The 25,980-nt window shown below is 71.4% G+C and carries 22 protein-coding genes and 1 pseudogene; 8 read left to right on the forward strand and 15 right to left on the reverse strand.

Going from position 1 to position 25,980, the window contains the following annotated elements:
* Positions 1-34 precede the first annotated feature (34 nt).
* The 11 genes from ACH54P_RS10375 to ACH54P_RS10425 form a co-directional block, all read right to left on the reverse strand.
* Positions 35-1,627, reverse strand: coding sequence for an FAD-dependent oxidoreductase (locus tag ACH54P_RS10375; RefSeq protein WP_489912144.1), 1,593 nt, complete (start codon positions 1,625-1,627; stop codon positions 35-37).
* Positions 1,620-1,949 carry a TcmI family type II polyketide cyclase gene (locus ACH54P_RS10380; RefSeq protein WP_489912145.1) on the reverse strand — a complete coding sequence of 110 codons (330 nt, stop codon included), beginning with the start codon at positions 1,947-1,949 and terminating at the stop codon, positions 1,620-1,622. The genes ACH54P_RS10375 and ACH54P_RS10380 overlap by 8 nt, the downstream gene beginning before the upstream one ends.
* Positions 1,934-2,392, reverse strand: coding sequence for an SRPBCC family protein (locus tag ACH54P_RS10385; protein WP_489912146.1), 459 nt, complete (start codon positions 2,390-2,392; stop codon positions 1,934-1,936). The genes ACH54P_RS10380 and ACH54P_RS10385 overlap by 16 nt, the downstream gene beginning before the upstream one ends.
* A gap of 1 nt (position 2,393) precedes the next feature.
* Positions 2,394-2,636: a phosphopantetheine-binding protein gene (locus tag ACH54P_RS10390; protein WP_489912147.1), complete on the reverse strand. Its 243-nt coding sequence runs from the start codon at positions 2,634-2,636 to the stop codon at positions 2,394-2,396.
* Position 2,637: 1 nt separating this feature from the next.
* The gene (locus ACH54P_RS10395; RefSeq protein WP_489912148.1) at positions 2,638-3,894 is read right to left on the reverse strand and encodes a beta-ketoacyl synthase N-terminal-like domain-containing protein; all 1,257 of its coding nucleotides are present in this window, start codon (positions 3,892-3,894) and stop codon (positions 2,638-2,640) included.
* Positions 3,891-5,147 carry a beta-ketoacyl-[acyl-carrier-protein] synthase family protein gene (locus ACH54P_RS10400; RefSeq protein ID WP_489912149.1) on the reverse strand — a complete coding sequence of 419 codons (1,257 nt, stop codon included), beginning with the start codon at positions 5,145-5,147 and terminating at the stop codon, positions 3,891-3,893. Before ACH54P_RS10400 ends, ACH54P_RS10395 begins: the two co-directional genes overlap by 4 nt.
* A complete protein-coding gene (locus ACH54P_RS10405; protein ID WP_489912150.1) occupies positions 5,144-5,533 on the reverse strand; it encodes a cupin domain-containing protein in 390 nt (129 codons plus the stop codon). The genes ACH54P_RS10400 and ACH54P_RS10405 overlap by 4 nt, the downstream gene beginning before the upstream one ends.
* On the reverse strand, positions 5,530-6,237 hold the full coding sequence (locus ACH54P_RS10410) for a SchA/CurD-like domain-containing protein (protein WP_489912151.1): 708 nt from the start codon (positions 6,235-6,237) through the stop codon (positions 5,530-5,532). The genes ACH54P_RS10405 and ACH54P_RS10410 overlap by 4 nt, the downstream gene beginning before the upstream one ends.
* Positions 6,135-6,527 carry an antibiotic biosynthesis monooxygenase family protein gene (locus tag ACH54P_RS10415; RefSeq protein WP_489912152.1) on the reverse strand — a complete coding sequence of 131 codons (393 nt, stop codon included), beginning with the start codon at positions 6,525-6,527 and terminating at the stop codon, positions 6,135-6,137. Before ACH54P_RS10415 ends, ACH54P_RS10410 begins: the two co-directional genes overlap by 103 nt.
* 177 nt (positions 6,528-6,704) lie before the next feature.
* Entirely contained in the window at positions 6,705-7,010 is a 306-nt protein-coding gene (locus ACH54P_RS10420; RefSeq protein WP_489912153.1) for a hypothetical protein, read from the reverse strand.
* Between the two features lie 521 nt (positions 7,011-7,531).
* Positions 7,532-8,899, reverse strand: a complete 1,368-nt coding sequence (locus tag ACH54P_RS10425; RefSeq protein ID WP_489912154.1) for an ice-binding family protein — start codon at positions 8,897-8,899, stop codon at positions 7,532-7,534.
* Between the two features lie 733 nt (positions 8,900-9,632).
* On the opposite strand from ACH54P_RS10425, the gene ACH54P_RS10430 reads away from it, so the two are divergent.
* Together ACH54P_RS10430 and ACH54P_RS10435 are read left to right on the forward strand one after the other, a co-directional pair.
* A complete protein-coding gene (locus ACH54P_RS10430; protein WP_489916381.1) occupies positions 9,633-10,337 on the forward strand; it encodes a response regulator transcription factor in 705 nt (234 codons plus the stop codon).
* Positions 10,334-10,660 (forward strand): annotated as a pseudogene (locus ACH54P_RS10435) (response regulator); the annotation flags it as partial. The gene ACH54P_RS10430 and the pseudogene ACH54P_RS10435, both read left to right, overlap by 4 nt.
* Positions 10,661-10,702: 42 nt before the next feature.
* On the opposite strand, the gene ACH54P_RS10440 reads toward ACH54P_RS10435, so the two are convergent.
* Positions 10,703-11,914: an ATP-binding protein gene (locus ACH54P_RS10440; protein WP_489912155.1), complete on the reverse strand. Its 1,212-nt coding sequence runs from the start codon at positions 11,912-11,914 to the stop codon at positions 10,703-10,705.
* Positions 11,915-12,200: 286 nt separating this feature from the next.
* Here ACH54P_RS10440 and ACH54P_RS10445 point away from each other — a divergent pair, with 286 nt between their 5' ends.
* The 4 genes from ACH54P_RS10445 (at position 12,201) to ACH54P_RS10460 (ending at position 17,761) form a co-directional block, all read left to right on the forward strand.
* Complete coding sequence (locus ACH54P_RS10445; protein WP_489912156.1) at positions 12,201-12,680, forward strand: hypothetical protein; 480 nt, start codon at positions 12,201-12,203, stop codon at positions 12,678-12,680.
* Between the two features lie 106 nt (positions 12,681-12,786).
* Entirely contained in the window at positions 12,787-13,290 is a 504-nt protein-coding gene (locus ACH54P_RS10450; protein ID WP_489912157.1) for a hypothetical protein, read from the forward strand.
* Complete coding sequence (locus tag ACH54P_RS10455) at positions 13,287-13,769, forward strand: hypothetical protein (protein WP_489912158.1); 483 nt, start codon at positions 13,287-13,289, stop codon at positions 13,767-13,769. Before ACH54P_RS10450 ends, ACH54P_RS10455 begins: the two co-directional genes overlap by 4 nt.
* A complete protein-coding gene (locus ACH54P_RS10460) occupies positions 13,766-17,761 on the forward strand; it encodes a LamG-like jellyroll fold domain-containing protein (RefSeq protein ID WP_489912159.1) in 3,996 nt (1,331 codons plus the stop codon). Before ACH54P_RS10455 ends, ACH54P_RS10460 begins: the two co-directional genes overlap by 4 nt.
* Positions 17,762-17,866: 105 nt before the next feature.
* Here ACH54P_RS10460 and ACH54P_RS10465 read toward each other — a convergent pair whose 3' ends face one another.
* Both ACH54P_RS10465 and ACH54P_RS10470 read right to left on the reverse strand, forming a co-directional pair.
* Positions 17,867-18,580, reverse strand: a complete 714-nt coding sequence (locus ACH54P_RS10465) for an alpha/beta fold hydrolase (RefSeq protein WP_489912160.1) — start codon at positions 18,578-18,580, stop codon at positions 17,867-17,869.
* 27 nt (positions 18,581-18,607) lie between these two features.
* Entirely contained in the window at positions 18,608-19,576 is a 969-nt protein-coding gene (locus ACH54P_RS10470) for an alpha/beta hydrolase (protein ID WP_489912161.1), read from the reverse strand.
* Positions 19,577-19,721: 145 nt separating this feature from the next.
* Between ACH54P_RS10470 and ACH54P_RS10475 the strand changes: the two genes are divergently transcribed.
* Positions 19,722-21,329 carry an MFS transporter gene (locus ACH54P_RS10475; RefSeq protein ID WP_489912162.1) on the forward strand — a complete coding sequence of 536 codons (1,608 nt, stop codon included), beginning with the start codon at positions 19,722-19,724 and terminating at the stop codon, positions 21,327-21,329.
* Positions 21,326-23,074, forward strand: coding sequence for a thiamine pyrophosphate-dependent enzyme (locus tag ACH54P_RS10480; protein WP_489912163.1), 1,749 nt, complete (start codon positions 21,326-21,328; stop codon positions 23,072-23,074). The genes ACH54P_RS10475 and ACH54P_RS10480 overlap by 4 nt, the downstream gene beginning before the upstream one ends.
* Positions 23,075-23,083: 9 nt before the next feature.
* Here ACH54P_RS10480 and ACH54P_RS10485 read toward each other — a convergent pair whose 3' ends face one another.
* Positions 23,084-25,849, reverse strand: coding sequence for a helix-turn-helix transcriptional regulator (locus ACH54P_RS10485; RefSeq protein ID WP_489912164.1), 2,766 nt, complete (start codon positions 25,847-25,849; stop codon positions 23,084-23,086).
* Between the last annotated feature and the right edge of the window lie 131 nt (positions 25,850-25,980).

Raw genomic sequence — 25,980 nt, forward strand, 5'->3', positions numbered from 1 at the left:
CGGCCCGGTTCCGCCCCGGCACGGCAAAGCCGGCTCACCGGAACAGCGTCCGGTCGATCACCGCGGCCAGCGTGGCCGCCTGTTCGGTCGGCGCGACGGAGGCCGTGCTGCGCCAGGCGATGAAGCCGTCCGGTCGGAGCAGGACCGCTCCGTCCTCGTCGATCCCGTACGCGTCCGAGAATCGCCCGGTGACGTCGGCCAAGTCGTGGCCGAGGTGGTGGCAGTCGACTTGCACGCCCGACCGGTGCGCTACCTCGGCCGCTGCCGCGGGCCAGCCGGTACTCGCGGGCCCGGCGACGAGTACCGGGCCGAGACCCAGCAGATCCACGGTGGACAGCTGGGCACCGTCGCGTTCCAAGGTGACGTGCGGGGCGCGGCTTCCCGGCGCGCCGGAGGGGTGGTCCGGATCGTCCAAGCCGCCTGGCACGATCGCCTGTTCGGGGAGGAACGCACCGGCGGGGTAGGTGTAGCCGAACATCATCATCCGCTGCCGCAGCGCGCTCTCGCGGGCGTCGCCGGGCTTGCCGTTGACCAGTTCGTAGCGTTCGACGGTCAGTCGCGTGGTCTCCTGGGCCACGGGCAGCCGCTCGGCCTCGTAGGTGTCGAGCAGCCCGGGACCGGCCAGCCCCCGCCGGCACAGGCCGATCTTCCAGGCCAGGTTGAAGGCGTCCTGGACGCCGGTGGCGACGCCGAAGGTCCCCACCGGCGGCATCGTGTGGGCCGCGTCGCCGGCGACGAACGCCCGTCCGGTGCGCATGCTCCGGGCGACCTGGCCGCGGATCTCCCACGGCGATTCGGAGATCCGCTCGACCACGATCGGCACGGAAAGGCCGATGGCGGCATGAAGCAGTTCGACGCACCGCGCCTCGGTGAACTCGGCGGCCTCTTGCCCGGGGGCGAGGGAAATCGCGAATCGCCACCGCTTCGCGCCGTCGATCGAGGTGAGGAAGCCGTGTACGGCGGCGTTGCGCAGGGTGAGAGCCACGATCTTGCGGTCGCGCAGCGGTTCACGGAGGTCGGCCTCGAAGTAGACGTTGACTTTGCGCGCGATCGTGCCGGGTCCGTCGTGGGCGATGCCCAGCAGCGATCGGACCGGGCTGTGGGCGCCGTCCGCGACGATGAGGTGGTCCGCGACCACCAGGTGCTCGTCTTCGCCGTCGCGCAGCGTCACCACGACACCGCCGGAAGTGTCGGACACGGCCACCACCTCGGTGTGGTGGCGCACCGCCACACCGGCGGCGACGGCGTGGGTGTGCAGCAGCGGTTCCAGCTGGTTCTGGTCGATGGCCGCCCAGGCGCACGGACTGAGGCCGTCGGTCTCCGGTCCCAGGCGGTTGGGCAGGCGCATGCGTTCCGGCCCGGCCAGGGTTTCGGCGTGTGCCACGACGGTGTGCCCGGCCACCGGCGATCGGACGGCGCGGATGGCCCGCTCCAGGCCGGCGATGCGGTACAGCTCGACGGTGCGCGGGTTGAGGGCCCGTGCCCTGGGGTCGGTGGCCGGCTCGGCGCGGCGTTCGACCACCAGGGTGGGCACGCCGTACCGGGCCAGGAACACCGCCGCGGACAGGCCGGTCACGCCGCCGCCGGCGATCAGCACCGTCGTGGTGTCCGGGAAGTGGTCAGTCACGACGCTCCCAGCGGTAGAACTCGTGGGCCATGGCGTCCTGCGGTCCGCGCCAGGTGTCCGGGTGGTAGGCCGAGACGTGCGGGCGCAGCTCGTCGCTGATCCGCTGGAACTGGGGGTGGTCGCGGTGCTCGGCGACCGCCTGCCCGATCGGTCGCTCACCCTCGATCAGGTGCAGGTACACCTCCCCGAACCGGAACAGGCTCCGCCCGCGCACCCCGATCAGCGCGGGCAGGTCCGAGTGGCGATCGGATTCGGTGAACACGTGGGCGATCTTGTCCGCGGCGTCGGGGTCCATCCGGGCGACGATCAGGGCGCGGTACACGCGAGCTCCTCCACTTTCCGCTTGATCAGCGACATCTGCGTCCTGCTGTTGTCGTTGATGCGCCGGGTCATCGTGTCGTCGTCGATCGGCGCGGTCGGCTTCATGGCGAAGTCCTGCACCCAGCGCATCCGCACGCCGCCCTCGACCTCCTCGTAGGTCCACCGGATGTGCATCCGCTCGAACGGGCCGGTCTCGACGCGCCGGGCGGCGACCGTGCGGGTCGCGGGGTCGGCGACGCGCTCGGAAACCCAGGTCCACGTCCTGCCGTTCTCGTCGGGGTGCAGGGTGAGCCGGAACAGCACCCGGTTGCCGTGGCGTTCCAGCACCTGCACCGAGGCGTACTCGCTGAACAGGTCCGGCCAGCTTTCGACGTCGTTCGTGCGTTCCCAGAGCAAGTCCATGGGCGCGGCGACGACGATCTCGTTTTCGGTGTGGCCGCTCATGTCACGCCTTCCCGCTCAGCAGGGTCAGCAGTTCCCGCGGCGACTGGTCCGGCGCGATGTCGACGTCGCGAGACATGCCGTGGTTGCGCTGCAACTCCGCCACGACGCCCAGCAGGCCCAGGGAGTCCACGCCGAGCTCGTCGAAGCTCAGCCCGGAGTAGCTGATCTGTTCACCGGTGACCGCGACACCGGCGCACCGGTTGATCAACGCCGCCAGGTCGGTTGCGGAAAGGGTGGTGTCCACGTCAACTGCCTCCTCGGTTCGATTCCGGACGTTGCAGGACCAGGGCCGAGTTCCCGCCGTAGAGTCCCCGTGACAGGACCAGTGCGGTGCGGATGTCGGCTTCGCGAGCGTGTGCGGTGACCAGGTTCAGGTCGAACCGGCACTCGCGGACGTTGGGCGTGGGCGGGATCGTGCCGTGTTCGAGGGCCAGGACCGCCGCGGCTACGTCGAGCGCCGCGGTGCCCGCGAAGCAGCGTCCGTAGCCGGTCTTCGGCGCGGTGACCGGGACCCGGTCGGCCCGCCGGCCGAACAGCAGGCGCAGCGACTCGGCTTCGGCGCGATCGGCTCGTCCGTCGCCCAGGGCGTCGAGGAAGACCACATCCACCTGATCGGCGTTCAGGTCCGCTTCGGCCAGCGCGGTCCGCGCCGCCCGCGCCAGCCCTTCGGCCGATCGGTCGAACCGCTGTGGGCCGGTGAAGGTGGCGCCGTATCCCGCGACGACGGCGCGTGCCCGCGCGCCGCGCCGGCGGGCCGCCTCGGCGGCCTCGACCACCAGCATCGCGCCCCCCTCGGCGGGCGCGAAGCCGGTGGCGTGCGAGGTGAAGGGCAAGTACGCGGTGGCCGGGTCGTCGCCGGTGGTGAGCAGGCCGTGGCCGAGTTGACAGCAGATCGCGTAGGGGCTGAACGGGGCCTCGGTGCCGCCCACCACCATGGCTCGGGCGCCTCGCCGGAGTTCCGAGCGGGCGGCGGCCAGCGCGTCCAGGCCGCCGGTCTCGTCGGTGACCAGCACACCCGACGGCCCGCGCAGGCCGTGGCCGATCGAGATCTGGCCGGTGCAGGCCGCGTAGAACCAGGCGATCGACTGGTACGGGCCGACGTGCCGGGGGCCGTGCCGCCACAGCTGCTGGATCTCGCGCTGGCCGAATTCGACACCGCCGGAATGGCTCGCGGTGATCACACCGAACGCGAACGAAGGCACCGCGGCCGGGTCGAGGCCGGCCTCGCGCAGCGCCATGCTCGCCGCGGCGAGGGCGAAGTGGGTGAACCGGTCGGTTTGCACCGCGATCGGCCCGTCGACCCAGGCGGTGTGCTCGAAGCCGTGCACCTGGCCGGCGACGGTCACCGGATAAGGGTTGGGCTCGAACCGGCTCAAGCGGCCGAGGGGGCGGTGCCCGTCGCGGACCGCGGGCCAGAACTGCTCGACCCCGAGTGCGCCTGGCGCCACCACGCCGAGCCCGGTGATGACGGCCGCCGCACTCTCCGTGGCGACCGGGCTCATGACCGCTCCGGGTGGGTGAGCACGACCGCGGATTGGAATCCGCCGAAACCGCTGCCCACCGACAGCACCGTCCGCAGGTCCTTCTCCCGCGCGGTGTGCGGGACGTAGTCCAGGTCGCACTCGGGGTCGGGGGTGTCCAGGTTCGCCGTCGGCGGGATGAGACCGTGGGTGAGGGCCAAGACGCAGGCGGCCAGCTCGATGGACCCGATGGCGCCCAGGGAGTGCCCGACCATCGACTTGATCGAGCTGACCGGCACCGCGTACGCCCGTTCGCCGAGCACCCGCTTGAACGCGGCTGTCTCGTGCCGGTCGTTCTGCCGGGTGCCGGAGCCGTGCGCGTTGACGTAGTCGACGTCGGCGGGCGACACCTTCGCCTGGTCCAAGGCGTGCCGGGCCGCTTCGGCCATCTCCACGCCTTCGGTGGTCAGCCCGGTCATGTGGTGGGCGTTGCTGCGGGTGGCGAAACCCGCCACCTCGGCCAGCACCGGCGCGCCCCGCCTGCGTGCGTGTTCCCGGTCCTCGAGCACCAGCACGGCGGCGCCTTCGCCGAGCACGAACCCGTCCCGGTCGCGGTCGAACGGGCGCGCGGCGTGCTCGGGGTCGTCGTTGCGCGCCGAGGTGGCGCGGATCGCGTCGAAGCAGGCCACGGTGATCGGGGAGATCGGCGAGTCGGCGGCGCCCGCGACCACCACGTCGGCCCGGCCCTCCTCGATCAGGCGGGCGGCGTGCCCCACGGCGTCCAAGCCCGCGGTGCAGCCGGTGGACACCGTGCGCACCGGCCCGCCGGCACCGACCCTGTCGGCGACCTCCGCGGCCAGCGACGCCGGAGACAGGGCGCGGTGCAGGAACGGCGAAGCGAAGGCCGGGTCGACCAGCCACTGCTCGCCCCCGCCGGAGGTGGCCACGTAATCGTGTTCCAGCAGCGTCGTGCCGCCCACCGCGGATCCCATGCACACGCCGACCCGCCACGGGTCCGCCACTTCGACCTGCGCCTGGGCCCACGCCTCGGTCGCGGCGACGACGGCGAACTGGACGTAACGGTCCATCCGGTCGATCTCGGCCGCGGTCAGTCCCGCCTCCGCGGGGTCGAAGTCGCACTCCGCGGCGATCCTGGAGCGGAAGCCCTCCGCGGGGAAGAGGGTGATCCGCCGGGTGGCGGTGCGCCCGGAGGTCAGCAACTCCCAGAACGCCTTCCCCCCGCCGCCTCCCGGTGCCACCACCCCCAGGCCGGTGACGGCCACCCGGCGGGTCACGACGACCGCTCGGTGTCCACGTGCCCCTGTTCGGGGCAGGGTGCGAGCGGGCTGAGGTGGAACACCAGCCGCGCGGGTACGGCCGCGGTGTTGCGGACCCGGTGGCGCACCCCGATGGGGACCAGCAACGCCTGGTCCACGCCCAACGGGTGCGGGACGTCGTCGAGGTCGAGTTCCACCCGGCCCTCGATGACGTACAGGAACTCCTCCGAGTACGGGTGGTAGTGCTCGTTGACCTGCTCGCCCGGCAACACGGTCACCACGCCGAGAAAGCCGCTGGTCGCCCCCACGGTCGCCGGGCCGAGCAGGACCCGGATGTCGCCGCCTCTGGCCCGGTTGGCGTTCACGTCCTCGGGACGGACGGCGCGGTGCAGCTGGCGGGTCATGCCGCCGGCTCCACGATCCGGTCGGTCACCAGGGTCATCGGGCGCGCCCACCGGAGGCGGGAGGCCAACCGGTCCGGCAGTGACACGGCGGGGACCGTGTCAGCGCTCTCGACGAGGTGCACGATCAGGTCCCGGCGACGGAACACAGTGGCGCCGTGCTCGGTGTCCCGGTCCTGCTCGGCGAGCTGCCGCGCCACCTCCGGGCCCAGGCCGGGCGGCGCCTGATAGAGCGCCGCGGCGCGGGCCGCGTGCCGGGTCGGCCCGCGGTGCTCCGCGACCACCCGCATCACCGCGGTGGCCAGGAAACGCCGGCGGCTGTCCTCGTCGGCCAGGTTTCGGTCCTCGACCAGGTGCGGCCGCAACCGCTCCTCCACGGCGCGGATCTGCGGTTGGCCAACCAGGTGCCGGATCGCTTCCTGCGGCAGACAGGCGATGTCGACCACGCGAACCACCGTCGGACCGGCCATGAACACCGAGGTCCGGTCCAGCAGGGGCCGCGCGGCTTGCGGGCGGCCGGGTGGCGGTCCGCTGTACCCCGCCAGAATTTCGGCCACCGCCGACTCGGACCCCGATCTCACCTGGAACGTCAGTGCATAGCGGTTCACGACTGTCCTCCAACGAGTACGTGATCGGCGTCCGCGCGGTATCCCGGCACCGTGGCGAGCCGGACGCGGTAGCGCAGCGATTCCCGGGCGGTCACACACGCCATCAGCGGGGCGGCGAGTTCACGGTGGCCGGGGCCGGCCTCCCACACCTCGAAATGCCCGGGACTTTCCCACTCGCTGGTGATCACCCAGTCTGCCGGGTCGGTGATCGATTGACACAGCTGGTCGCCGAGATAACCGTCCACTTGGGCCACTTGGTGGCGGATCTGACGGTAGGCGTGCAGAAATCCGGCTTCCGCTCCGTCCGCGACACGCAACCGGAAGATCACCCGCAGGCGGCCACCACGCTGCTCGAGCCGGGACGCGCGGTCCTCCTCAGTCGACGCCATAATCCCCTCCTCGCGACACCCAGAACACTCGAATCCCGCATTCCCGCAAGGTTCGATGGTCGATTGACGGTCACGCATCCGCAACCCGAAGAGCGCTCGCCGCGCCCGGTTCACCTGAAGGGGAAAGCCCCCGGATGAGGAACCGGCGCCGCAATGCGACACGTCGCGAGTGACGCGTCAGGACTGCGGATCCGGATAGGAAGCGATCCGACATGCCTCGCGCGCCACCGCAGAACGCACCCCGTCGTCGATCAGCATGCGGCGGCACGTCCGGACGTCGGCCGGTTTGGCCGTCTTCGCGACCTTGCACGCTTTGAGCACCGTGGGGTTGGCGGGGTAACCCATTTCCATCACCTTGTCGATGCAAATACCGGGATCCGCGTGGGCGGGGACCGCGCCGAGCGCGGAGAGCGCCCCGGCCGCGAGCACGGTGCTGGCCAACAAGGCGACCCGTGACCACCCCTGAGAGAACGCGTGCGACATCGGATTTTTCCTTCCTGGTAGCGCCGAGCGCGGTGCCGGAGGATCCGGCGTACCCCGCCAGGCATCGGCCGGCGAATACCCATGATGGCCATGGCCAAGCCAATTCAGGCCGACAGTCCTTCGTCGGGGGACGACAACACCCGGTCGGGTCGCATCGATCACTGCGTTCCGTGTCCACAGCTCCTTCCATCCTGCTTGTGACACCACAGTGGAGTGTCCAATTCGGCAGGCATGGCTGCCCTCGAACCGGCTCCTCGTGAGCGAGCGGTTCTGCCGCGGCGAATCCGGCGGTGTCGCTTGGGAACGCGGAGTTTCCTGTCGTTGCCGAGCATGACTGGCCGGCTCGAAAACGGTGCGGATGGCCGCCATCGTCCCCACGTGGTCGGGATCGCGCGACGATGACGGCCGTGAAGCCGGGCCTCGAGGGTGCGAAGACCTGAGTCCGCGGGCAGGGAATGACCGAGTTCGAGCTGGCCCGCGCCGGGATGCACCAGGCCGGCCGCAGGAGGATGGCTGAACCGTCAGCGAATCGCCCGGCCCTGCCGCCTTGCCCTGCGGGATCGGCGGGCGACCGCGAGCAGCAGTCCGCCGAGGACGACGAGCAACGCTCCCAGCCCGACCAGAGGACCCAGCAGGGGGCCGGCGCCGGTGCCGGCGAGATCGGACGTACCGATCGGCCCGTTGCCGTAATCCTGGCCGCTCCCGGGGCGGGCGATGCCGGGCGAGGTCGTGCCGAGACCCGCCCCTGGCGAGCTGCTCGTCGTCTCACCGGTCGAGGACGTCGTGTCCGTCGTGGTTCCGGTGTTCGTGGACGACGTGGTGTCCGTGGTGGTCCCGGTGGTCGTCTGGGTGTTCGTGGACGACGTCGTGTCCGTCGTGGTTCCCGTGCTCGTACCGGTGGTCGTTTCGGTACCCGTGGTGCCCGTCGTGGTTGCCGTGCTCGTACCCGTGGTCGTTTCGGTACCCGTGGTGCCCGTCGTGGTTCCCGTGCTCGTACCCGTGGTCGTTTCGGTACCCGTGGTGCCCGTCGTGGTTCCCGTGCTCGTGCCGGTGGTCGTTTCGGTGTTCGTGGACGACGTGGTGTCCGTGGTGGTCCCGGTGGTCGTCTGGGTGTTCGTGGACGACGTCGTGTCCGTCGTGGTTCCCGTGCTCGAACCGGTCGTCGTTCCGGTGCCCGTGGACGACGTGGTGGTGGGAGGCGTGTTGCAGGCGGGAGTGGTGAACGTGTTGTTGTTGAGGGTGACCGCGCCATTGCGGGCCAGTGCGCGCCCGGCGACGACGGTTCCGGCCTTCACGGTGATCGAGGTCAACGCCATGATCGTGCCGACGAAGTGCGAGTTCGTGCCGAGTGTTGCCGAGCTGCCGACCTGCCAGTACACGTGGCACGCCTGAGCACCGTTGATCAGGTTCACGTTGCTCGCCGAAGCCGTGATCAAGGTGGAGGCGACCTGGAAGATCCAGACGCTGCTGGAGTCACCCTGGCCGTCCAAGGTCAGGGTCCCGCTGAGCGAGAGCGGGCCGCTGGACTTGTAGACACCGCCGACCAGGGTCTGGCCGACGAGGTCACCCGCGACGTTCGCGGTCGGCGCGCGGCCGGCGGCGTCGTCGTAGGCGATGACGAGGTCGGACTGGGCCTGGCCGGCCACGGCATCACCCGCGTGCGTGGCTCCGGCGGCGGTACCGGGCGGGAAACCGGTGATCGCGGTACCGGGGGAGACTCCGAGGTTCCCGGCCAGCGTGGTGGGGCCGGTATTGGTCACCGTCTGCCCGCCCAGCACCGAATAGGAGCCCGCGGTGCCGAGCCCGACGGGTGCTTCGGCGGCGCCGGCCTGAGGGGCCCCGATCACCAGGCCCAGCCCCAGCGTGGTCGCGACCGCGCAGAGACCCACGACCGCACTGCTCCGGCGCCGGTTCCGCACCGGACGCGTTCTGCCGGACTCGCTTTCCATTCGTCTTCCTTCCATCACCCGACAACCGAAGCCGGCAGGGTCTGGGCCGGAAGATACGTCCACGCAGGAGCGGCGATGATCGCCATCTGGCGTTCGATCCGATGAACGGTAGACCGAAGGAGATCGACCCGCCAGCGAACGCCACCATGTGAACACGAAAGTGAAGCCTGCGGTCACTCACACGGACGAGTGATACCCGTGAGGGCCGTCGTGGCATCACGGACCTAAAACGCTTTTCCACCGGAAATCAGGTCCGAAGAGAGTCACAGCGTGCTCTCTGTGCACATGAGACTCGTCGTTGCCGGCCAGGCCACCGTTGCCGTGCGGGACATGCCATGCCGGAGACGAGTCCGGCTGGGACGGGCGACGCGCTCGACCGCCGTGGACAGTGCCGGCGGTCCGGACCGGGCGACGAGGTCCGCGTCCTCCCGTCGACCGCCATTCCTGGCCGGTATGTCGACGGCCACCGGAAAAGTGACCACCTGAATTGCCGGGCCGGGAACCACCGCCGCACCATTCCCCCTGCCGGGCTCGGCGTCTTGCGAATAACTTGGGGTGCAGCTGATACGACGCAGAGGTACGCGTGGAACTGTCACGCCATGAGAACCAGGCGAAAGATCGAGCCGCGATGAACGCCGTGCCTTCGGTGGCGCTGCATGGCGGAGCCCGCACAATGAGGGGGGTGAGCAGCCCAGCGAAGATCCTCATCGTCGAGGACGACCCCGAAATCAGGTACGTCATCGAGGTCGCGCTCGATGCTGCCCGTCTGGATGTGCGCGCGGTGGGCGACGGTGATCACGCGCTGGCCGCGGCGCAGGATTGGGTGCCCGACGTGGTGCTGCTCGACTTGGGCATCCCCGGACCCGACGGAGTCGAGGTGTGCCGGAGGCTGCGGCAGTTTTCCGACGCGTACGTGCTGATGCTGACCGGTCGCGGCGAAGAGGTGGACAAGCTGATCGGGCTGTCGGTCGGCGCGGACGACTACCTGACCAAGCCGTTTTCGCCGCGTGAACTGGTCGCCAGGGTGCAGGCGATGCTGCGTCGCCCTCGTGATCTGGCCGATGCCCGAGTCCGGCGTCCGGCGGGGTGGGTGGAGATCAACCGGGACACCCGGGAGGTGACGGTGGACGGCAAGCCGGTGATCCTCACGAAGATCGAGTTCGAGCTGCTGGTCGCGTTGACCGGCAACGTGCGGCACGTGCACACCAGGGACCAGCTGCGAGAGCGGGTTTGGGGCGGCGCGTGGCTGGCCGACAACCATGCCGTCGACGTGCACATGTCCAACCTCCGGCACAAGCTCAGTGCGACCGGCCACGGCGGGATGATCACCACGGTGCGTGGTGTCGGCTATCGGTTCATGCCCCAGGACGAGTCATGAGGGTGCTCGTCGTCGACGACGACACGGACACCGTCGAACTACTCGCCCTGAGCCTGGTCTTGTGTCACGGCTGGCACGTGCAGACCGCGACCACCGGCCGGTGGGCACTGCAGATCTGCTGGTCGGGGAAACTGGACGCGGTCCTGCTGGACGTCGAGATGCCGGCCATGGACGGGCGGGGGGTGCTGGCGGCGCTGCGAGCCGATCCACGCACCGCGCACCTGCCGGTGATCTTCGTGACCGCGTTGGCGGATCCGGTGCTCGACGCGCGGCTCCACGGACTGGGCGCCACGGCTGTGCTGTCCAAGCCGTTCGACCCGTTGCACATCGGTGAGCAGGTCGCCCAGCGGCTGGGCTGGCCGCTGTCACCACCAAGCCCGGTCCGTTTGCGGACCGGCCGGGGGCAACGACACCACGAAGGTGCTGCCTCCGCCGATGGCGGGCCGCGCCCCGATCCGGCCACCGTGCGCCTCGACGATCCCGCGGGCGATGGCGAGGCCGAGGCCGGCGCCACCGGTCCAGCGTTGACTGGGGACGTCGAACTGGACGAAGGGCTCGAAGATCTCGTCGAGCTGTCCTTGCGGGACGCCGGGCCCGTGGTCGCGGACCTCGAGTTGCGCGCACCCGCCGTCCATCCCGCACCTGACGGTGACGGCTTCCCCCTGCGGTGACACGCGCACCGCGTTGACCAGCAGGTTGGTCACCACTTGGACCAGCCGGTCCGCGTCGCCGCGGACGGTGGCCGGCTCGGTGCAGTGCGCGACCACCGGCACCACGGCGTGCTCGGCCACGTCTTTGACGGCGTCCGCCGCCTGCTCGACCACCTCGGACAGCGCGACGTCGTCAAGCCGCAGGCGCAGCTGCCCGCGGCGCATCTGGTGCAGGTCCACCACATCCTGGGAGAGCCTGACCAGCCGGTCGGTGTTGCGCACCGCGATGTCCACGAGCCTGCCGACCTGCGGTGGCAATTCGCCGAACCGGCCGGAGGCGATCAACTCCAGCGACCCGTGGATCGACGTCAACGGTGTCCGCAGTTCGTGGCTCACCATGGACACGAAGTCACGCCGGGCACGTTCGGCTTCCTGCTCCCACTGGCTGGCCTGCACCACCGCGCACTCCAGTTCGACCCACGCGGCCAGCTCGCCCAGCTCCTGCTGCTGCCGGCCGGTCAACCGCCGGGGCACGCGATCCAGCACGCACAGCGTGCCGATCAGCTGGCCGGAGGGCGCCGCGAAAGGCCGGCCCGCGTAGAAACGGATGTGCGCGGCACCGAGCACGGCCGGGTTGTCCGCGAACCGCGGATCGGCGGTGGTGTCCGGCACATGGAGCAGCCGGCCGGCATCGATCGCGTGCGAGCAGAACGACTTGTCGCGCGGAAGCTCCAGCGGAACGTCCCCCGCCCGGGATTTCGCCCACTGACGGTCGGCGTCGACCAGCGACACCATGGCGATCGGCACGTCGAACAGGTGCTGGGCAAGCCGGGTGATCCGATCGAACCGCTCCTCGGCAGGGGTGTCCAGCAGCCGCAACGCGCGGAGGGCCGTCACCCGCTCGGTTTCGGCCTTGCTGCTTCCCATCGGCACGACTATCCACCGGAACAACCGCTCCTTGACCAGGCATTACTCGATCAGGTGATCACTGCGGCCCATGTGGGGGACGCGACCGCTGTCACGGCGTTCACGCAGGCGAGCGGGCACGGAGATTCAAGAAATTTCCCGGAAGTTACCTTTCAAACTATTCCTGATGCATTCCTGAGACAACATTGACAAATGCACAGAATAAGTCCTGGCGTGTTATTGTCGGACTGCGCCGGAAGAAATTCTTCTTTCGTCGTCACCACTCAAGCCCATGAACAGGAGTTGCATGATGCGCAGGTTCAGCAGGAAAACCACAGTACTATCGGCGAGTGCCGCCTTCCTCGTAATCGGCGGCGGCGTGGCCTTCGCCTTCTGGACGGCCGGCGGTGCCGGTGTCGGCACGGCCGCGACCGGGAGCAGTTCGGACATCACCGTTCTGCAGACAAGCACGGTGGCGGCCATGGGGCCGGGTGTTGCGCCACAGACCCTTTCGGGCAACTTCACCAACGCCGGCTCCGGCCCGGTCTACGTGAGCACCGTGACGGCCAGCATCGCCGGCGTGACCAAGGCTGCCGGTGCAGTGGCCGGTGAATGCGCGGCGACCGACTACACGATCGTCGGTCCGGCGATGACCGTCGGAGCGGAAGTGCCTGTCGGCACCGCTGTCGGATCGTGGAGCGACGCGACGATCGCGTTCAACGACACCGCTGTCAACCAGGACGCCTGCAAGGGCGCCACGGTCAACCTCGCCTACGCAGTGAGCTGACCCGAACCCGACAGAACCGACTGGTGGGGGGACGTGACGACAAGACCACCCCCATCAGTCCCGCCCGATCACCAAGGAGGTCAGGATGAACCGCATTACCCGCAAAGTGTTCGTGCTCGGCTGCGCACTGGCTCTCCTCGGCCTGCTCGGTGTAGTGCTTTTCTTCCTGCGCGAGCCGACGGGGCACACGATCGCGAACGGGACCGGCCGTTCCGGTACTGGGTGGTCCACCGGACCGGTGCACATCGAAGGAAACGTTGTCGCCCCGATCTCCCCGGGACTCATGGTGCCGCTCGACCTGACGTTCACCAACCCGCGTGACGCCGCCGTGTCGATCACCAACCTCACCGTCGCCGTGCACGACGTCATCGCACCGAATTCCGGCACCATCCATGACTGCACCGTCGAGGACTTCGCCGTCGCCCACTCGCCGAACGACCTGAAGATCACACTGGCCGCAGGAGCGACGAACACGCTGAGCGGCCTCGGCATCCCGTCGACGAGGTGGCCCTGCGTGGGCATGCTGAACCGCCCGGTCAACCAGGACGGGTGCAAAGGCGCGTCGCTGACGCTCGCCTACACCGCGTCCGGGACAGAAGGCACTCGATGAAGAGGCGACTGCTCGTGATGACGCTCGTCGTCGTGTTCGCCGTGACGGCGGGCGGTGCGGCGTTCGCGTACTGGCGCGGATCCGGCAGCGGGAACGGCTCCGGGACGGCCGGCACCGCTGTGCCCGTAGCGCTGAGTCCCGGGACCCCGGCCGCCGCGTTGTATCCCGGCGGTCTGGCCGGCGTCGCGCTGACCGCGTCGAACCCGAACCCGTTCACCGTGCACCTGGGCTCCCTCGCCCTCGACACCGGCCTGGGAACCGGCGGATTCGCCGTCGACGCGAGCCATTCCGGCTGCGCCACGGCAACACTCGGCTACACGACGCAGACGAACGGCACGGGCTGGACCGTGCCGGCCAAGGTGGGCGCCGCGAACGGCGTCCTGCCGATCACGCTGCCGAACGCGCTCACCATGGACCTCTCCGCCGCGAACGCGTGCCAGGGCGCGAACATCACCGCCTACCTGGTCGCCGGACCATGACCAGGACGCGCTGGAGCAGGCGCAAGCTCCTGCTGCTGATCCCCCTCTCCCTCATCATCCCCACGGCCGTGGCCTTGGCGTTCTGGTCCGCAACCTCCGTTCCGGGAGGAAATGGCGCTGCCGCCGCCACCACGGTCAACCAGGGCGGCACCCCCACTGCGACCGTGACCGGCAACGCCGTCACCGTCAGCTGGGCCGCGAGCACCCTGTCCGACAACCACTCCGTCGACGGCTACGCCATCACCCGCTACGACAGCACCACCCATACCACGCAAACCACCCTGCCGGCCTGCACCGGCACGGTCGGGACGACAACGTGCACGGAGAACAACGTCCCAGCCGGACAGTGGGTCTATTCGGTCACACCGGTCATCGCCGCCCACTGGCGCGGCGCGGAAAGCGCCGTGAGCACCACCGCCACGGTGCTGCCGGCCGACCCCACCGCCCCGGTCAACGCGATCTCCGCGTCCGGCCTCGCCGGAAACGCCGTCAAGAGCGGAAACACGATCTACTACCGCGGCGCGGCCGCGGGCTCCTTCACCCTGACCAACGCCGTGAGCGACGCGGGCTCGGGACCGGCGTCGAGCACGACGAGCGCCCTCGCCGGGACGTCGACCGGCTGGACCCACAGCCCGTCGACGGTATCGACGCCTTCCGCGGGACCGTATGTCTCCGCGTCGTTCAGCTGGGCAGCCGGGACCACGAGCGCACCCACGGAGACCGTGACCGGTCGCGACGTGGCCGGCAACACCGCGGCCACGACGTTGTCGTTCGTCGACGACTCGGCCGCCCCGACCGGCGGCACCGTCACCTACACCGACGGCTACCAGGCCGACCCGGCGGTGACCGTCACCTTCACCGCCGGCGCCGACAGCGGTTCCGGCATCGCCACCCGTCAGCTCCAGCGGTCCAGTGCGCCGCTGGCCAACGGCAGCTGCGGGACGTTCACCAGCTTCGCGAATGTCGGGCCGGTCAACCCCACGTCTTCGTATCTCGACAGCCTGGTCACCAACAGCACGTGCTACCAGTACCGCTACGCGAGCACCGACCTGGTGGGTAACCAGGGGTTCGCGACCAGCGGCAACGTGGCTCGGGTGGATTACGCGGGCGCCGTGACCGCCGCCACCGGGCTGCTGAGCCAGTGGCGCTTCGGCGAAACATCCAGCTCGCTCACTTCCTCGGATTCCTTTACCGGTACCGCCGGCAGCACGCTGGTCACGCATACCGCCGAGATCGGTGGTACCTGGCAGAACCCGACCGTCGTCGAGAAGATCAGCTCAGAGGGCCGCGCCTACCGGGACGGAACGGGTCTCGCGACCCCCTACTTGCCGGCGACACCGCCCAGCGCCACCTATGCCGTCGAGGCCGATCTGGTGGTCAAGTCGACCCTGCCCGGCGACGACGCGGGTGTCACCGCCCGGCTGAACACCACGGCCAGCACGTTCTACGCGGCCAGGTGGGAGCAGGCCGACGCCAGCTGGAACCTCCTCAAATACGTCAACGGCACCGTGTCCTACCTCGGTTTCATCACCGGGCAGCCGCCGCTGACCGTCAACGCGACCTATCGGATCCGGCTGCAGGTCAGCGGCGACGGAGCCACCACCAGCACACTCAGCCTCTCGGTCGACAATGTGCTGAAGCTCGGTCCGTTCACCGATACGACGCCCAACCTGCAGACCGCGGGCAAGGCCGGGATCATGGACGGCAACTCCGGCAGCCTGGTCACCAAGTCCGCCACGACCGGCCTGCACTTCGACAACTTCCAGGTCTCGTCGGCCCCGCGGGCCGCCGACAGCAAGGGCAGCAACACCGGTGACTACGTCAACGGCGTGACCCTGGGGGCCGCCGGAGCCCTGGCCGGCGACCCGAACACCGCGGCCCAGTTCGACGGCGTCAACGACTACGTCCAGGTCCTCGGCTCGACCGGCATCCCGGCCGGCTCCTCGCCGCGGTCGGTCGAGATGTGGTTCAAGACCACGAGTTCGGCCCCGCAGGTCCTCTTCGACTACGGCACGCTGGGCAGCAACCAGGAGTTCGGCCTGTGGCTCGACACCGGTGGCACGGCCCTGTACGCGTGGGGCTGGGGAAGCGGCAACGACAAGACGTTCCCACTGGCCACCGCGGTCAACAACGGGGCCTGGCACCAGGTCGTGGAAACCTACAACGGAACCTCGATCACGATCTACGTCGACGGCGTGGCCCTCGCCTCGCAGGCCGCCACCCGCGCCACCGTCATGGACGCCTACGGCTTCGGCATCGGCGCGGTGATCAACCCGGGGGACGCCAACTCCGGCCACTACTTCACCGGCTCTCTCGACGAGGTCGCGCTCTACACCACGGCGTTGACCCAGACGACCGTCACCAACCACTACGCGCTCGGCACGGCGGCCGGCGACGTCACCGGCCCGACGGGCGGCTCCGTCGACGCCGGCGGACTCGTCGGCACCGGCGCCCGCTACTCGACATCGACGACGCTGACCCTCACCTTCGCCAAGGGCACCGACCCCAGCGGCGTCGCCGCCGGCGGCGCGCTGCTGCAGCGCTCAGCGGGCACCCTCACCGCCGGCGTCTGCACCGCGTTCGGCGGTTACGCCCTGATCAGCGGCGGCGCCGACCCCGTCTCACCGAAGACCGACACGGTCACCGACCAAGCCTGCTACCGCTACCGCTACCTCGTGCCCGACACGCTCGGCAACCAGACCGTCTACACCAGCCCGGACATCAAGGTCAGCACCGTTGCCCCGGCCGCCCCCAGCCTGGCCTTCTCCGCGCTCACCAACACCAGCTACGTCGCCGGCACCCTGACCTACATCGCCAACTCGGCCACCGGCGGTGCCTTCACCACCACTGCCACCACCGGCAGCGCCGCCGGAGCAGCCAGCTACACCTTCAGCTCCGCCGGCACCAGCTGGACCTCCACCGCCGGCAGCCTCGGTGTCAACACCTACTCGTGGCCCGGTCCCGCGACGCCCACCACCAACGCCGGCGTCACCATCACCGTCACCGACAACGCCGGCAGGACCTCACCGGCCACCGCCGTCACGCTCACCGCCGATCCGCTCGACCCACCCGCCACGTTCACCTACGCCCGCGCCTGCACAGCCGGGGCCGTTACCGCCCCAGCCTTCAAGGCCCAAACGACAGCCGTCGGCGTGCTGAACTTCGGCTCGATCACCATCCCCGTGCCCGCCGGCACCCTGCAGGGTGATCTGCTCGTCGCCGGCTACGTCCTCGACCTCAACAGCAACAACATCACTGCCGGCACGCCGGCCGGCTGGACGCTGGCCGCGCCGTCGCAAGCCAACGGCAACGCCTCCCGCACGACGACCTACTGGCGGTTCGCACCCGCATCTCCGCCGCCCAGCTACACCTTCGCCTTCGACTCCGCATTCGGAAATCCCGCGGGATTCATGGCCTCCTACACCGGCGCAGACGCCGTCTCCCCGATCGAGGCCGCAGGCTCACAGGCGAACGCGACGTCGACGACGATCACTGCCCCCGGCCTCACCGCCGTCAGCGCGCCCACCACGCTGCTGACCATCATGGGCGTGGACGACGACGCCACGATCGTCCCGACGACCCCAGCCGGCATGACCGTCCGCGCCACAGTGATCACCTTGAACGACTTGGGCGACCGTGACCGGATCATCTACTCCGACGAAGCACGGCCCAGCACGGGGGCGACCGGCATCCGGACCAGCTCGCTCGGCGCCACCCCCAGCGCATCGGTCGGCGTGTCGATCCTCATCAAGGCACCAGCCGCCACTGTCGACCCCAAGATCGACCTGAGCTGGACGGCCACCCCGGACACCTACGCCACCGGGTACGAGATCACCCGGACCGGCGGACCCACGACATCCATCGCCAGCCGGACCACCCTCACCTGGACTGACAGAACCACCAGCGCCAGTACCGCCTACACATACACCATCACATCCGTGTACGGCACCACACGATCGGCAACCCGTACGGTCACCGTACCGATTTGCTGACCAGTGACGATGACGCCGTGTTTCGCCGTGCACCGGCTGCTGCCGCTGGACGTCGCATGGCGGCCCCGGTGCGGACGACGCGCTCGCCGTCCGCACCGGGTCCGGTCAGGCGTCGACCGACCGCACCGCTTCGCGGATGACGTCCGCGACGGCCTTCGGGTGCGACAGCATCACCAGGTGCGAGGAGTCCAGCTCGACCTGCTTCATCCCCGCCCGCTGGTAGCCGAACCGCTCCACCTCGGGGTTGATCGTGTGGTCCGATGTGGACACCACGCCCCAGGCCGGCTTCGTCTTCCACGCCGCGGCCGAGGCGGGCTCCGCGAACGCCGCCGCCGCCAAGGGCCGCTGCGAGACCGCGAGGACCTTCGCCAGGTCCGGGTCGACGTCGTGGGCGAAGATCGCCGGGAACTTCGCCACGTCGACCGACACGTCGGTGCCCGGCTCGCCGCCCTCCACCGGGAACGACGTCGTCACCAGGGCCGCGGCGAGGTCGGAGTCGGGGAACCGGCCCTGCAGCTCGCCCAGGCTTTCCCCTTCTTCGAGGGCGTAGCCGGCCAGGTAGACCAGCGCTCGCACGTTGTCTTCGGCGCCGGCGACAGTGATCACCGCGCCGCCGTAGGAGTGGCCGGCCAGGACGACCGGGCCGTCGATCTGCCGGACGACCGAGGCGATGTAGGCGGCGTCACCGGAGAGCGACCGGTTCGGCACCGCCGGCGCGACCACCGGGATGCCGTCGGCGAGCAGTTCGGGAATCAGCCGCGCGAAGCTGGACGCGTCGGCGAAGGCGCCGTGGACGAGCACGACCGTGGGGGTTGTCATGGGGGGTTCTCCTCGAAGTGGAACTGATCAGGGGTGCAGGGCGTCGCGCAGGAACTCGCCTGCCTGACGGGTGGCCGCGCGGGCCGCGTGGGTCTCGCGCAAGGCGTCGAGCATCACGAAGTCGTGGATGATGCCCTGGTAGCGCACGGCCGTGGTCGGGACGCCGGCGGCGCGCAGCTTGGCCGCGTAGGCCTCGCCTTCGTCGCGCAGCACGTCGGCCTCGCCGACGATGACCAGCGCCGGCGGCAGCCCGGCCAGCTGCTCGAGCGAGGCGCGCAGCGGGGACGCGGTGATCTCGGCGCGTTCGGCCGGGTCGGTCGTGTACTGGTCCCAGAACCAGTGCATGCCCTGGCGCGACAGGAAGTAGCCCTCGGCGAACTGCTCGTAGGACGGGGTGTCGAAGCCGGCGTCGGTGACCGGGTAGAACAGCAGCTGCGCCGCCAGGGCCGGGCCGCCGCGCTCCTTGGCCATCAGGGTGATGGCCGCGGTCATGTTGCCGCCCACCGAATCCCCGGCCACGGCGATCCGGGCCGGGTCGATGCCGTGCTCGGCGCCGGACGCGGCGATCCACTGCAGCGTGGCGTAGATCTCCTCGATCGCCGTCGGGTACTTGGCTTCCGGGGACAGGCTGTAGTCCGGGAACACCACGGCCGCGCCGGCGCGGACGGCGAGCTCGCGGACCAGCCGGTCGTGGGTGTGCGCGTTGCCGAACACCCAGCCGGCGCCGTGGGTGTACAGCACCGCGGGCAGGGTCGCGGCCGCCCCCCTCGGGCGGACGATCCGCACGGACACCTGCCCGCCGGGGCCGCCGGGGACGGTGAGGTCGGTGATGTCGGCGTCGGGACGCTCGACGCCTTCGCCGGCCTGGACGGCGTCGACGGTCTTGCGGCCCTCGACGGGGCCGAGGTCGTAGAGGAACGGGGGCTTGCTCGTGGCGTCCGCGAACTCCTGGGCGGCGGTTTCGAGCACGGGGCTGGTGTCGGGGGTGTCCGGCATGGCGCCCACCCTGGCGCACCGGCGCGAGCGCACGCATCGGTCGATCGACGCAACCACCGCCGGGGTGCCCGGACCGGTCGGCCGACCGATGCGTGCGCGGCTGCCGGCGCGTGATCCTGGCTGCCCGTCTTCGCAAAGGAGCCCCATGACCACGTCTGCCGAGACGTCGACCTGGGCGCCGCTGCGCCGGGGAGCGTTCCGGGCGCTGTGGATCGCCTCGTTCGTCAGCAACATCGGCTCCTGGATGCAGACCGTCGGCGCGCAGTGGCTGCTGGTGGACGAACACGGCAGCCCGCTCGTGATCTCGCTCGTGCAGAGCGCGTCGAGCCTGCCGGTGCTCCTGCTCACCCTGCCGGCCGGGGTGGTGGCCGAGTTCGCCGACCGCCGCCGGTTCCTGGTCGGCACCCAGGCGTTCCAGGTCGCCGCCGGCGCCGCCCTCGCCGTGGTCACCGTCACCGGCCGGACGACTCCCGTGCTGCTGCTGGTGTTCACCTTCCTGCTCGGCTGCGGCTCGGCCGCCCAGTTGCCGGCCTACCAGGCGTTCGTCCCCGACCTCGTCCCGCGCGGCGAACTCGCCCAGGCGGCCGCGCTGAGCTCGGTCGGGGTCAACCTGGCCCGGGCCGTCGGGCCCGCGATCGCGGGCCTGCTCGTCACCCGGCTCGGCGTCGGCGGCCTGTTCGCCCTCAACGCCGTGACGTTCGTGGTGTTCGCGCTGGTGCTGCTGCGCTCGCCGTCCCCGGCGCGGGCGCCCGCCGCCCGGCAGGCGTTCCTGGCCGGGATCGAAGCGGGCGGGCGGTACGTCCGGCACGCGCCGGTGGTCCGGCGCATCCTCGTCCGGCTGGTGGTGTTCGCCGTGCCCGCCAACGTGCTGTGGGCGCTGCTGGCCCCGCTGGCCCACGACCGGCTGGGCCTCGGCTCCACCGGGTACGGCCTGCTGCTCGGCGCGGCCGGGATCGGCTCGGTGGGCGGGGCGCTCGTGCTGCCGAGGCTGCGACGCCGGGTCAGCGCGTCGTGGCTGGTCGCCGGGGCCGGCCTCGTCTTCGGGGTGGCCGTGGTCGTGGTGGGCAGCGTTCGCTCCCCCGCGCTCGTGCTGGCCGTGCTGGTGCCCACCGGCGCCGCGTGGATCGCGGTGATCGCCGGGATGAACGCGGCCACGCAGGCGTTCCTCCCCGGCTGGGTCCGCGCCCGGGCGCTGTCGATCTACCAGCTGGTGCTGTTCACCTCGTTCGCCGGGAGCGCGGCCCTGTGGGGGGTGGTGTCGAGCGGGATCGGGCTGGGCGCCACGTTCGTCGTCGCCGGTGTCCTGCTGCTGGCCGGTGCCGCGACCGTGCCCCGGTGGCCGATGCTCGACGTCGCCACCACCGGCCGGGAGACCATGGCCTACTGGCCCGATCCGGGCGTCACGCCGGCTCCCGACGTCGAGACGGCACCCGTGCTGGTGTCCCTGCGCTACCGGGTGCGGCCCGAGCGGCGGGCCGGGTTCGTCGCCGCGATGGCCGACCTGCGCAACACGCGGCTGCGCACCGGCGGCACCGGCTGGGCCCTTTACCGCGACGCCCGCGACGAAGCCGTCCACGTCGAGCAGTACACCGTCGCGTCCTGGGACGAGCACCGGCGGCAGCACGAGCAGCGCCTCACCGGGCTCGACCGGCAGGTGCAGGACGGCGTCGAGGAGTTCACCGAAGGCGCCGCCGAGGTGGCGCACCTGTTCCGCCTCCACCCCACCAAGAAAGCTCCAGGAGTGAACCCATGACCCGCACCGCGGCCGACGACCTCGTCGACGTCCTGGTCCGAGCCGGCGTCCGCCGGATCTACGGGCTGGTCGGCGACAGCCTCAACGCCTTCAGCGACGCCGTCCGGCGCAGTGGCGGCGCCGCCGCCGGCGGCATCGACTGGGTGCACGTCCACAACGAAGAGGCCGCCGCCTTCGCCGCGTCCGCCGAGGCCCAGCTCACCGGGCAGCTGGCCGTCTGCGCGGGCAGCTGCGGGCCCGGCAACACCCACCTGGTGCAGGGCGTCATGGACGCCCACCGCTCCGGCGCGCCGGTGCTCGTCCTGGCCTCGCACATCGCGTCCCGCCAGATCGGCAGCGGCTACTTCCAGGAGACCGATCCCAAGGCGCTGTTCACGCAGACCGCGCACTACTGCGAAGCGGTGCTGCGGCCGGACCAGCTGGTGCGCGTGTCGCGGCTGGCGATCCAGAACGCCGTCGGCAAGCGCGGGGCCGCGGTCCTGGTGCTGCCGGGCGACGTCCTCGCCGACCACAGTGCCGGGACCACGACGGTCGGCGACCTGGTCCGCGGCCGCCCGGTGCCGGTGCCCGTGCCCGAAGAAGTCCGCGAACTCGCCGGGCACATCGCGGCCGCGGGCAAGGTCGCGATCTTCGCCGGGATCGGCTGTGCCGACGCCCGCGACGAGGTGCTCGCCCTCGCCGAACGCCTGCAGGCGCCGGTCGGGCACACCCTGCGCGGCAAGGACGTGCTCCAGCACGGCAACCCGTTCGACGTCGGGATGACCGGCCTGCTCGGCTACGGCGCCTGCTACCGCGCCCTCCACGACGCGGACCTGGTCCTCATGCTGGGCACCGATTTCCCCTACGACGACTTCCTGCCCGGCGCCCGCACCGTGCAGGTCGACATCGACCCGGGCCGCCTCGGCCGCCGGACCCCGCTGGTGCAGGGCATCGCCGCCGACGTCGGCGCCACCCTCCGCGCCCTGCTCCCCCTGCTCGACCGGCGCACCGACAGCGGCTTCCTGCACGACATGCTGCGCCACCACGAGCGCGCCCTGGCGCACTCGATCGAGACCTACACCCGCGACCACGGCCAGCGCAGCCCCATCCACCCCGAGTACCTCGCGCGGATCCTCGACGAGACCGCCGACGACGACGCCGTCTTCACCGTCGACACCGGCATGTGCTGCACCTGGGCCGCCCGCTACCTCACCCCGACCGGGCGGCGCCGGATCCTCGGTTCGTTCGTGCACGGGTCCATGGCCAACGCCCTGCCGATGGCGATCGGCGCGCAGACCGCCGCGCCGGGCCGGCAGGTCGTGTCGCTCTCCGGCGACGGCGGCCTGGCGATGCTGCTCGGCGAACTGCTCACCGTGAAGACCCACCGCCTGCCGGTGAAGGTCGTGGTGTTCGACAACTCCAGCCTCGGCATGGTCCGGCTGGAGATGATGGTCGCGGGTGATCCGCCGTTCGAAACCGATCACGACCAGGTCGACTACGCGGCCATCGCCGCCGCGGCCGGGTTCCACGCCCGCCGCGTCACCGATCCGGCCGACCTGCGCGCCGCGGTCGCGGAACTGCTCGCCCACGACGGCCCGGCGCTGCTGGACGTCGTCACCACGCCCGACGCCCTGGAGGTGCCGTCCCACGTCACGCTCGAGGAGGCACGCGGATTCGCGCTCTCCCTGGGCAAAGCCGTCCTCGGCGGCGGCATCGGGCAGGTCTACGAGCTCGCCCGGCAGAACCTGCGCAACATCCCGCGCTGAGCGCCGGGGTCAGCCGTCGAGGAGGTCGCGGAGCTGGTGCCGGCCGCTGATCCCGAGCTTGGGGTAGGCGTTGTGCAGGTGCGAGCCGACCGTGCGGGGCGAGAGGAACAGCTGCTCGGCGATCTCCCGGTTGCGCAGCCCGCGCGCCGCGAGCCGGACGATCTCCCGTTGCTGCGAGGTCAGCGCCTCCAAGGGATCGGCCTCGGCCGGGCCGGCGATCGCGGCCCCGCTGGCCCGCAGCTCGCCCCGGGCGAGGTCGGCCAGTCCGGTGGCTCCCAGCCGGGTGAAGGTTTCCAGCGCCGCGGTGAACAGCGGCCGCGCGTCGAGCGGACGGCGTCTTCGGCGCAGCCAGCGGGCGTAGTCCAGCCGGGCCTGCGCCCGCTCGTGCGGCCACTGCTCACCGGCCGGGTCGATGACCGCCAGCCGGTAGCTGCGCTCGATGTCGGCGGTCCGGCCCGCCGTGGTCTCGGCGACCAGGGCGTCGGCGTGGTGCAGCAGCAACCGCATCCGGACGCTCGGGTGCTCGCCGTGGGCGGCCCGCACCGCCGCGACCACGTCGGCGGCGTCGGCGCCCTCGCCGGTGAGCTTGGCGGCGAGGGCGAAGTCGGCGACCGAACGGCTCGAGAGGAAGACGTCGTGGGGGGTGCCGTCCTCGGCGAAGAGGGCGCGCAGGTGCCGGTGGGCGGTCTGGGCGTCGCCGGCGGCGAGCGCGGCCAGCCCGGCCGCGCGACGCAGGCGGAGGTGCGTGAAGAGGTTTTCGGTGAGGTCGATCGACGCCCAGGCCGCGTCGAAAGCCGCGCGGTCCGCCTCGGGCCCTCCCCGCAGGGCGTTCAGTTCCGCGTGCAGGGCCTCGGCGTCGACGGCCACGTACCGCAGGTGGTGCACGGCGGCGCTCGCCCGCAGTTCCTCGATCAGGTCACCGGCCTCCGCCCAGCGTCCGGTGGCGATCAGCGCCGAGGCGAAAGCCGGAACGCACATCACGACCATGCCGTGCGACCGTCGCGCGCCGAGCAGGGTGAACACCTGGCGGAACGTCGTGACGCAGACGTCCGATTCGTCGGCGAACCACGCCACGGAACCCAGGCACAGCAAGCGAACCACCTCGGCCGGGCCGTCCAGGGACCGGTGCACGGCCGCGTCCGCCCGGCGGGCCAGCGCGGCGGCCTGCCCGGCGGGATCGCTCTGCACGAGGATGTTCTCGCGGATCGCGGGCCGCGCGGCGACGGGCAGGAGCCCGTCCGCGCCGCCGTCGCCCTCGAAGTCCGGCCGGGACAGCAGCTCCGCCAGGACCGCGCGGTGCCCGGGCAGGCCGGACTGCACGACGACGGCGGCGAGCACCGAGGTCAGGGCGAGCGCGGTGTCGCCGTCGCCGGGCCGGTGGTCGAGCAGCGCGGCGTGCAGCAGGTCGAAGGCTTCGCGCTGGTGCGCCGACAGCGACAACGCGTGCCCGGCGCCGGCCGCGGCGACGCCGAGCAGGCCGGGATCGTCGGTCAGGCGGACGATCCGGTCGTGGAGTTCCCGGATCCAGACGGGATCACCGAAGTTGTCCGCCTCGTGGATGGCCCGCGCGTAGCGGCGGGCCCGTTCCCGCGGGTCGGGAGTGCATTCGGCGGCGCGCTCGAGCGCACGGGCGGCGGCGTACACCCCGCCGCGTTGCCGCGCGAGCTCCGCGGCCTGCTCGAGCTCCTTCGCGATCGCCTCGTCCGGCAGGACCGCGGCCTCGGCGAGGTGCCACGCGCGCCGCTCGGGATCGCCGTGCAGCACGGCGGCCAGAGCGCGGTGGGCCCCGGCCCGCACCTCGGCCGACGCGGATTCGTAGGCCGCGGCGCGCACCAGCGGGTGCCGGAACGCCACCCCCTCGGCCGTGACCGTGAGCAGCCCGGCCCGCTCCGCCGGCGCCCACGCGGCCAGGTCCCCGACCTCGGCCGCCGCCATCGTCGTGGCCAGATCGGCGCCGTCGGCCGCCGCCGCGTAGACCACCAGGCGCCGGGTGTCCCCGGGCAGCTCACCGAGCCGGCCGGCGTACACGGCCGCCAGGCGCCGATCACCCCGCAACGGCCGGCCGGGCAGGACCGAGGTGCCGCTGCGCGCGGCGGCCCGGGCGAGTTCCAGCAACGCCAGCGGACTGCCGGCGGCCTGCTGGAGCACCTCGAGGCGGGCCCGGCCCGTCGGCGCACCCGGCAGGCTGTCGACGAGCCGGGCCGCGGCGGCGTCGGGCAGCGGCTCCACCCGCAGGACCGGCACGGTCGCGTCCACCCGGGCCGGCCGGACCGGCCCCAGCCCGGCCAGCACCGCGGCCAGCCGCTCCGTGGTGAGCCGGCGCAGCACGAAAGCCAGGACGTCACCGGTGTCGTCGTCGATCAGGTGGATGTCGTCGACGAGCAGCACGAGCTGCCGCTCGGCGGCCAGCGCGCCGAACAACGTCAGCACCGCGATCCGCAGGGCGCCGGGATCCGGGGCGCTCTGCGCCGGCGTGCTCCCCAGCGCGACGTCGACCGCCTCCCGCAGGTGCGCGGCCAGCCCGGCCAGTTCCGGCAGCACGGGCCGAAGCAGCTGGTGCAGCCCGGAAAAGGACTGCTCGGCCTCGGCAACGCACCCCTGCGCCGTCAGCAGCCGGGAACCGGATTCCGCGGCGCGGCGGGCGGCGGCGTCCAGCAGCGCCGTCTTGCCCGCGCCGGCGTCGCCGAGCACCAGCAGCGCCCGCGGACCGGTGCGCGCGTGATCGACGACACCGAGGATCCGTTCGAGTTCCCGGGCCCGGCCGACCAGCTCCACGGGTGTCCTCCGAACTCGGGCGAGCGCGCCTGCCCCGCCGTGCGCCCCACCCTAACCGAGCCGGTCCGCGGCCCCGCCGAGGTGGACGTCGGCCGCGACCGGCAGCCGTGTCCTACGATTGCGCGGAGGTG

It is taken from the genome of Amycolatopsis sp. N2S4-7, assembly GCF_058119595.1.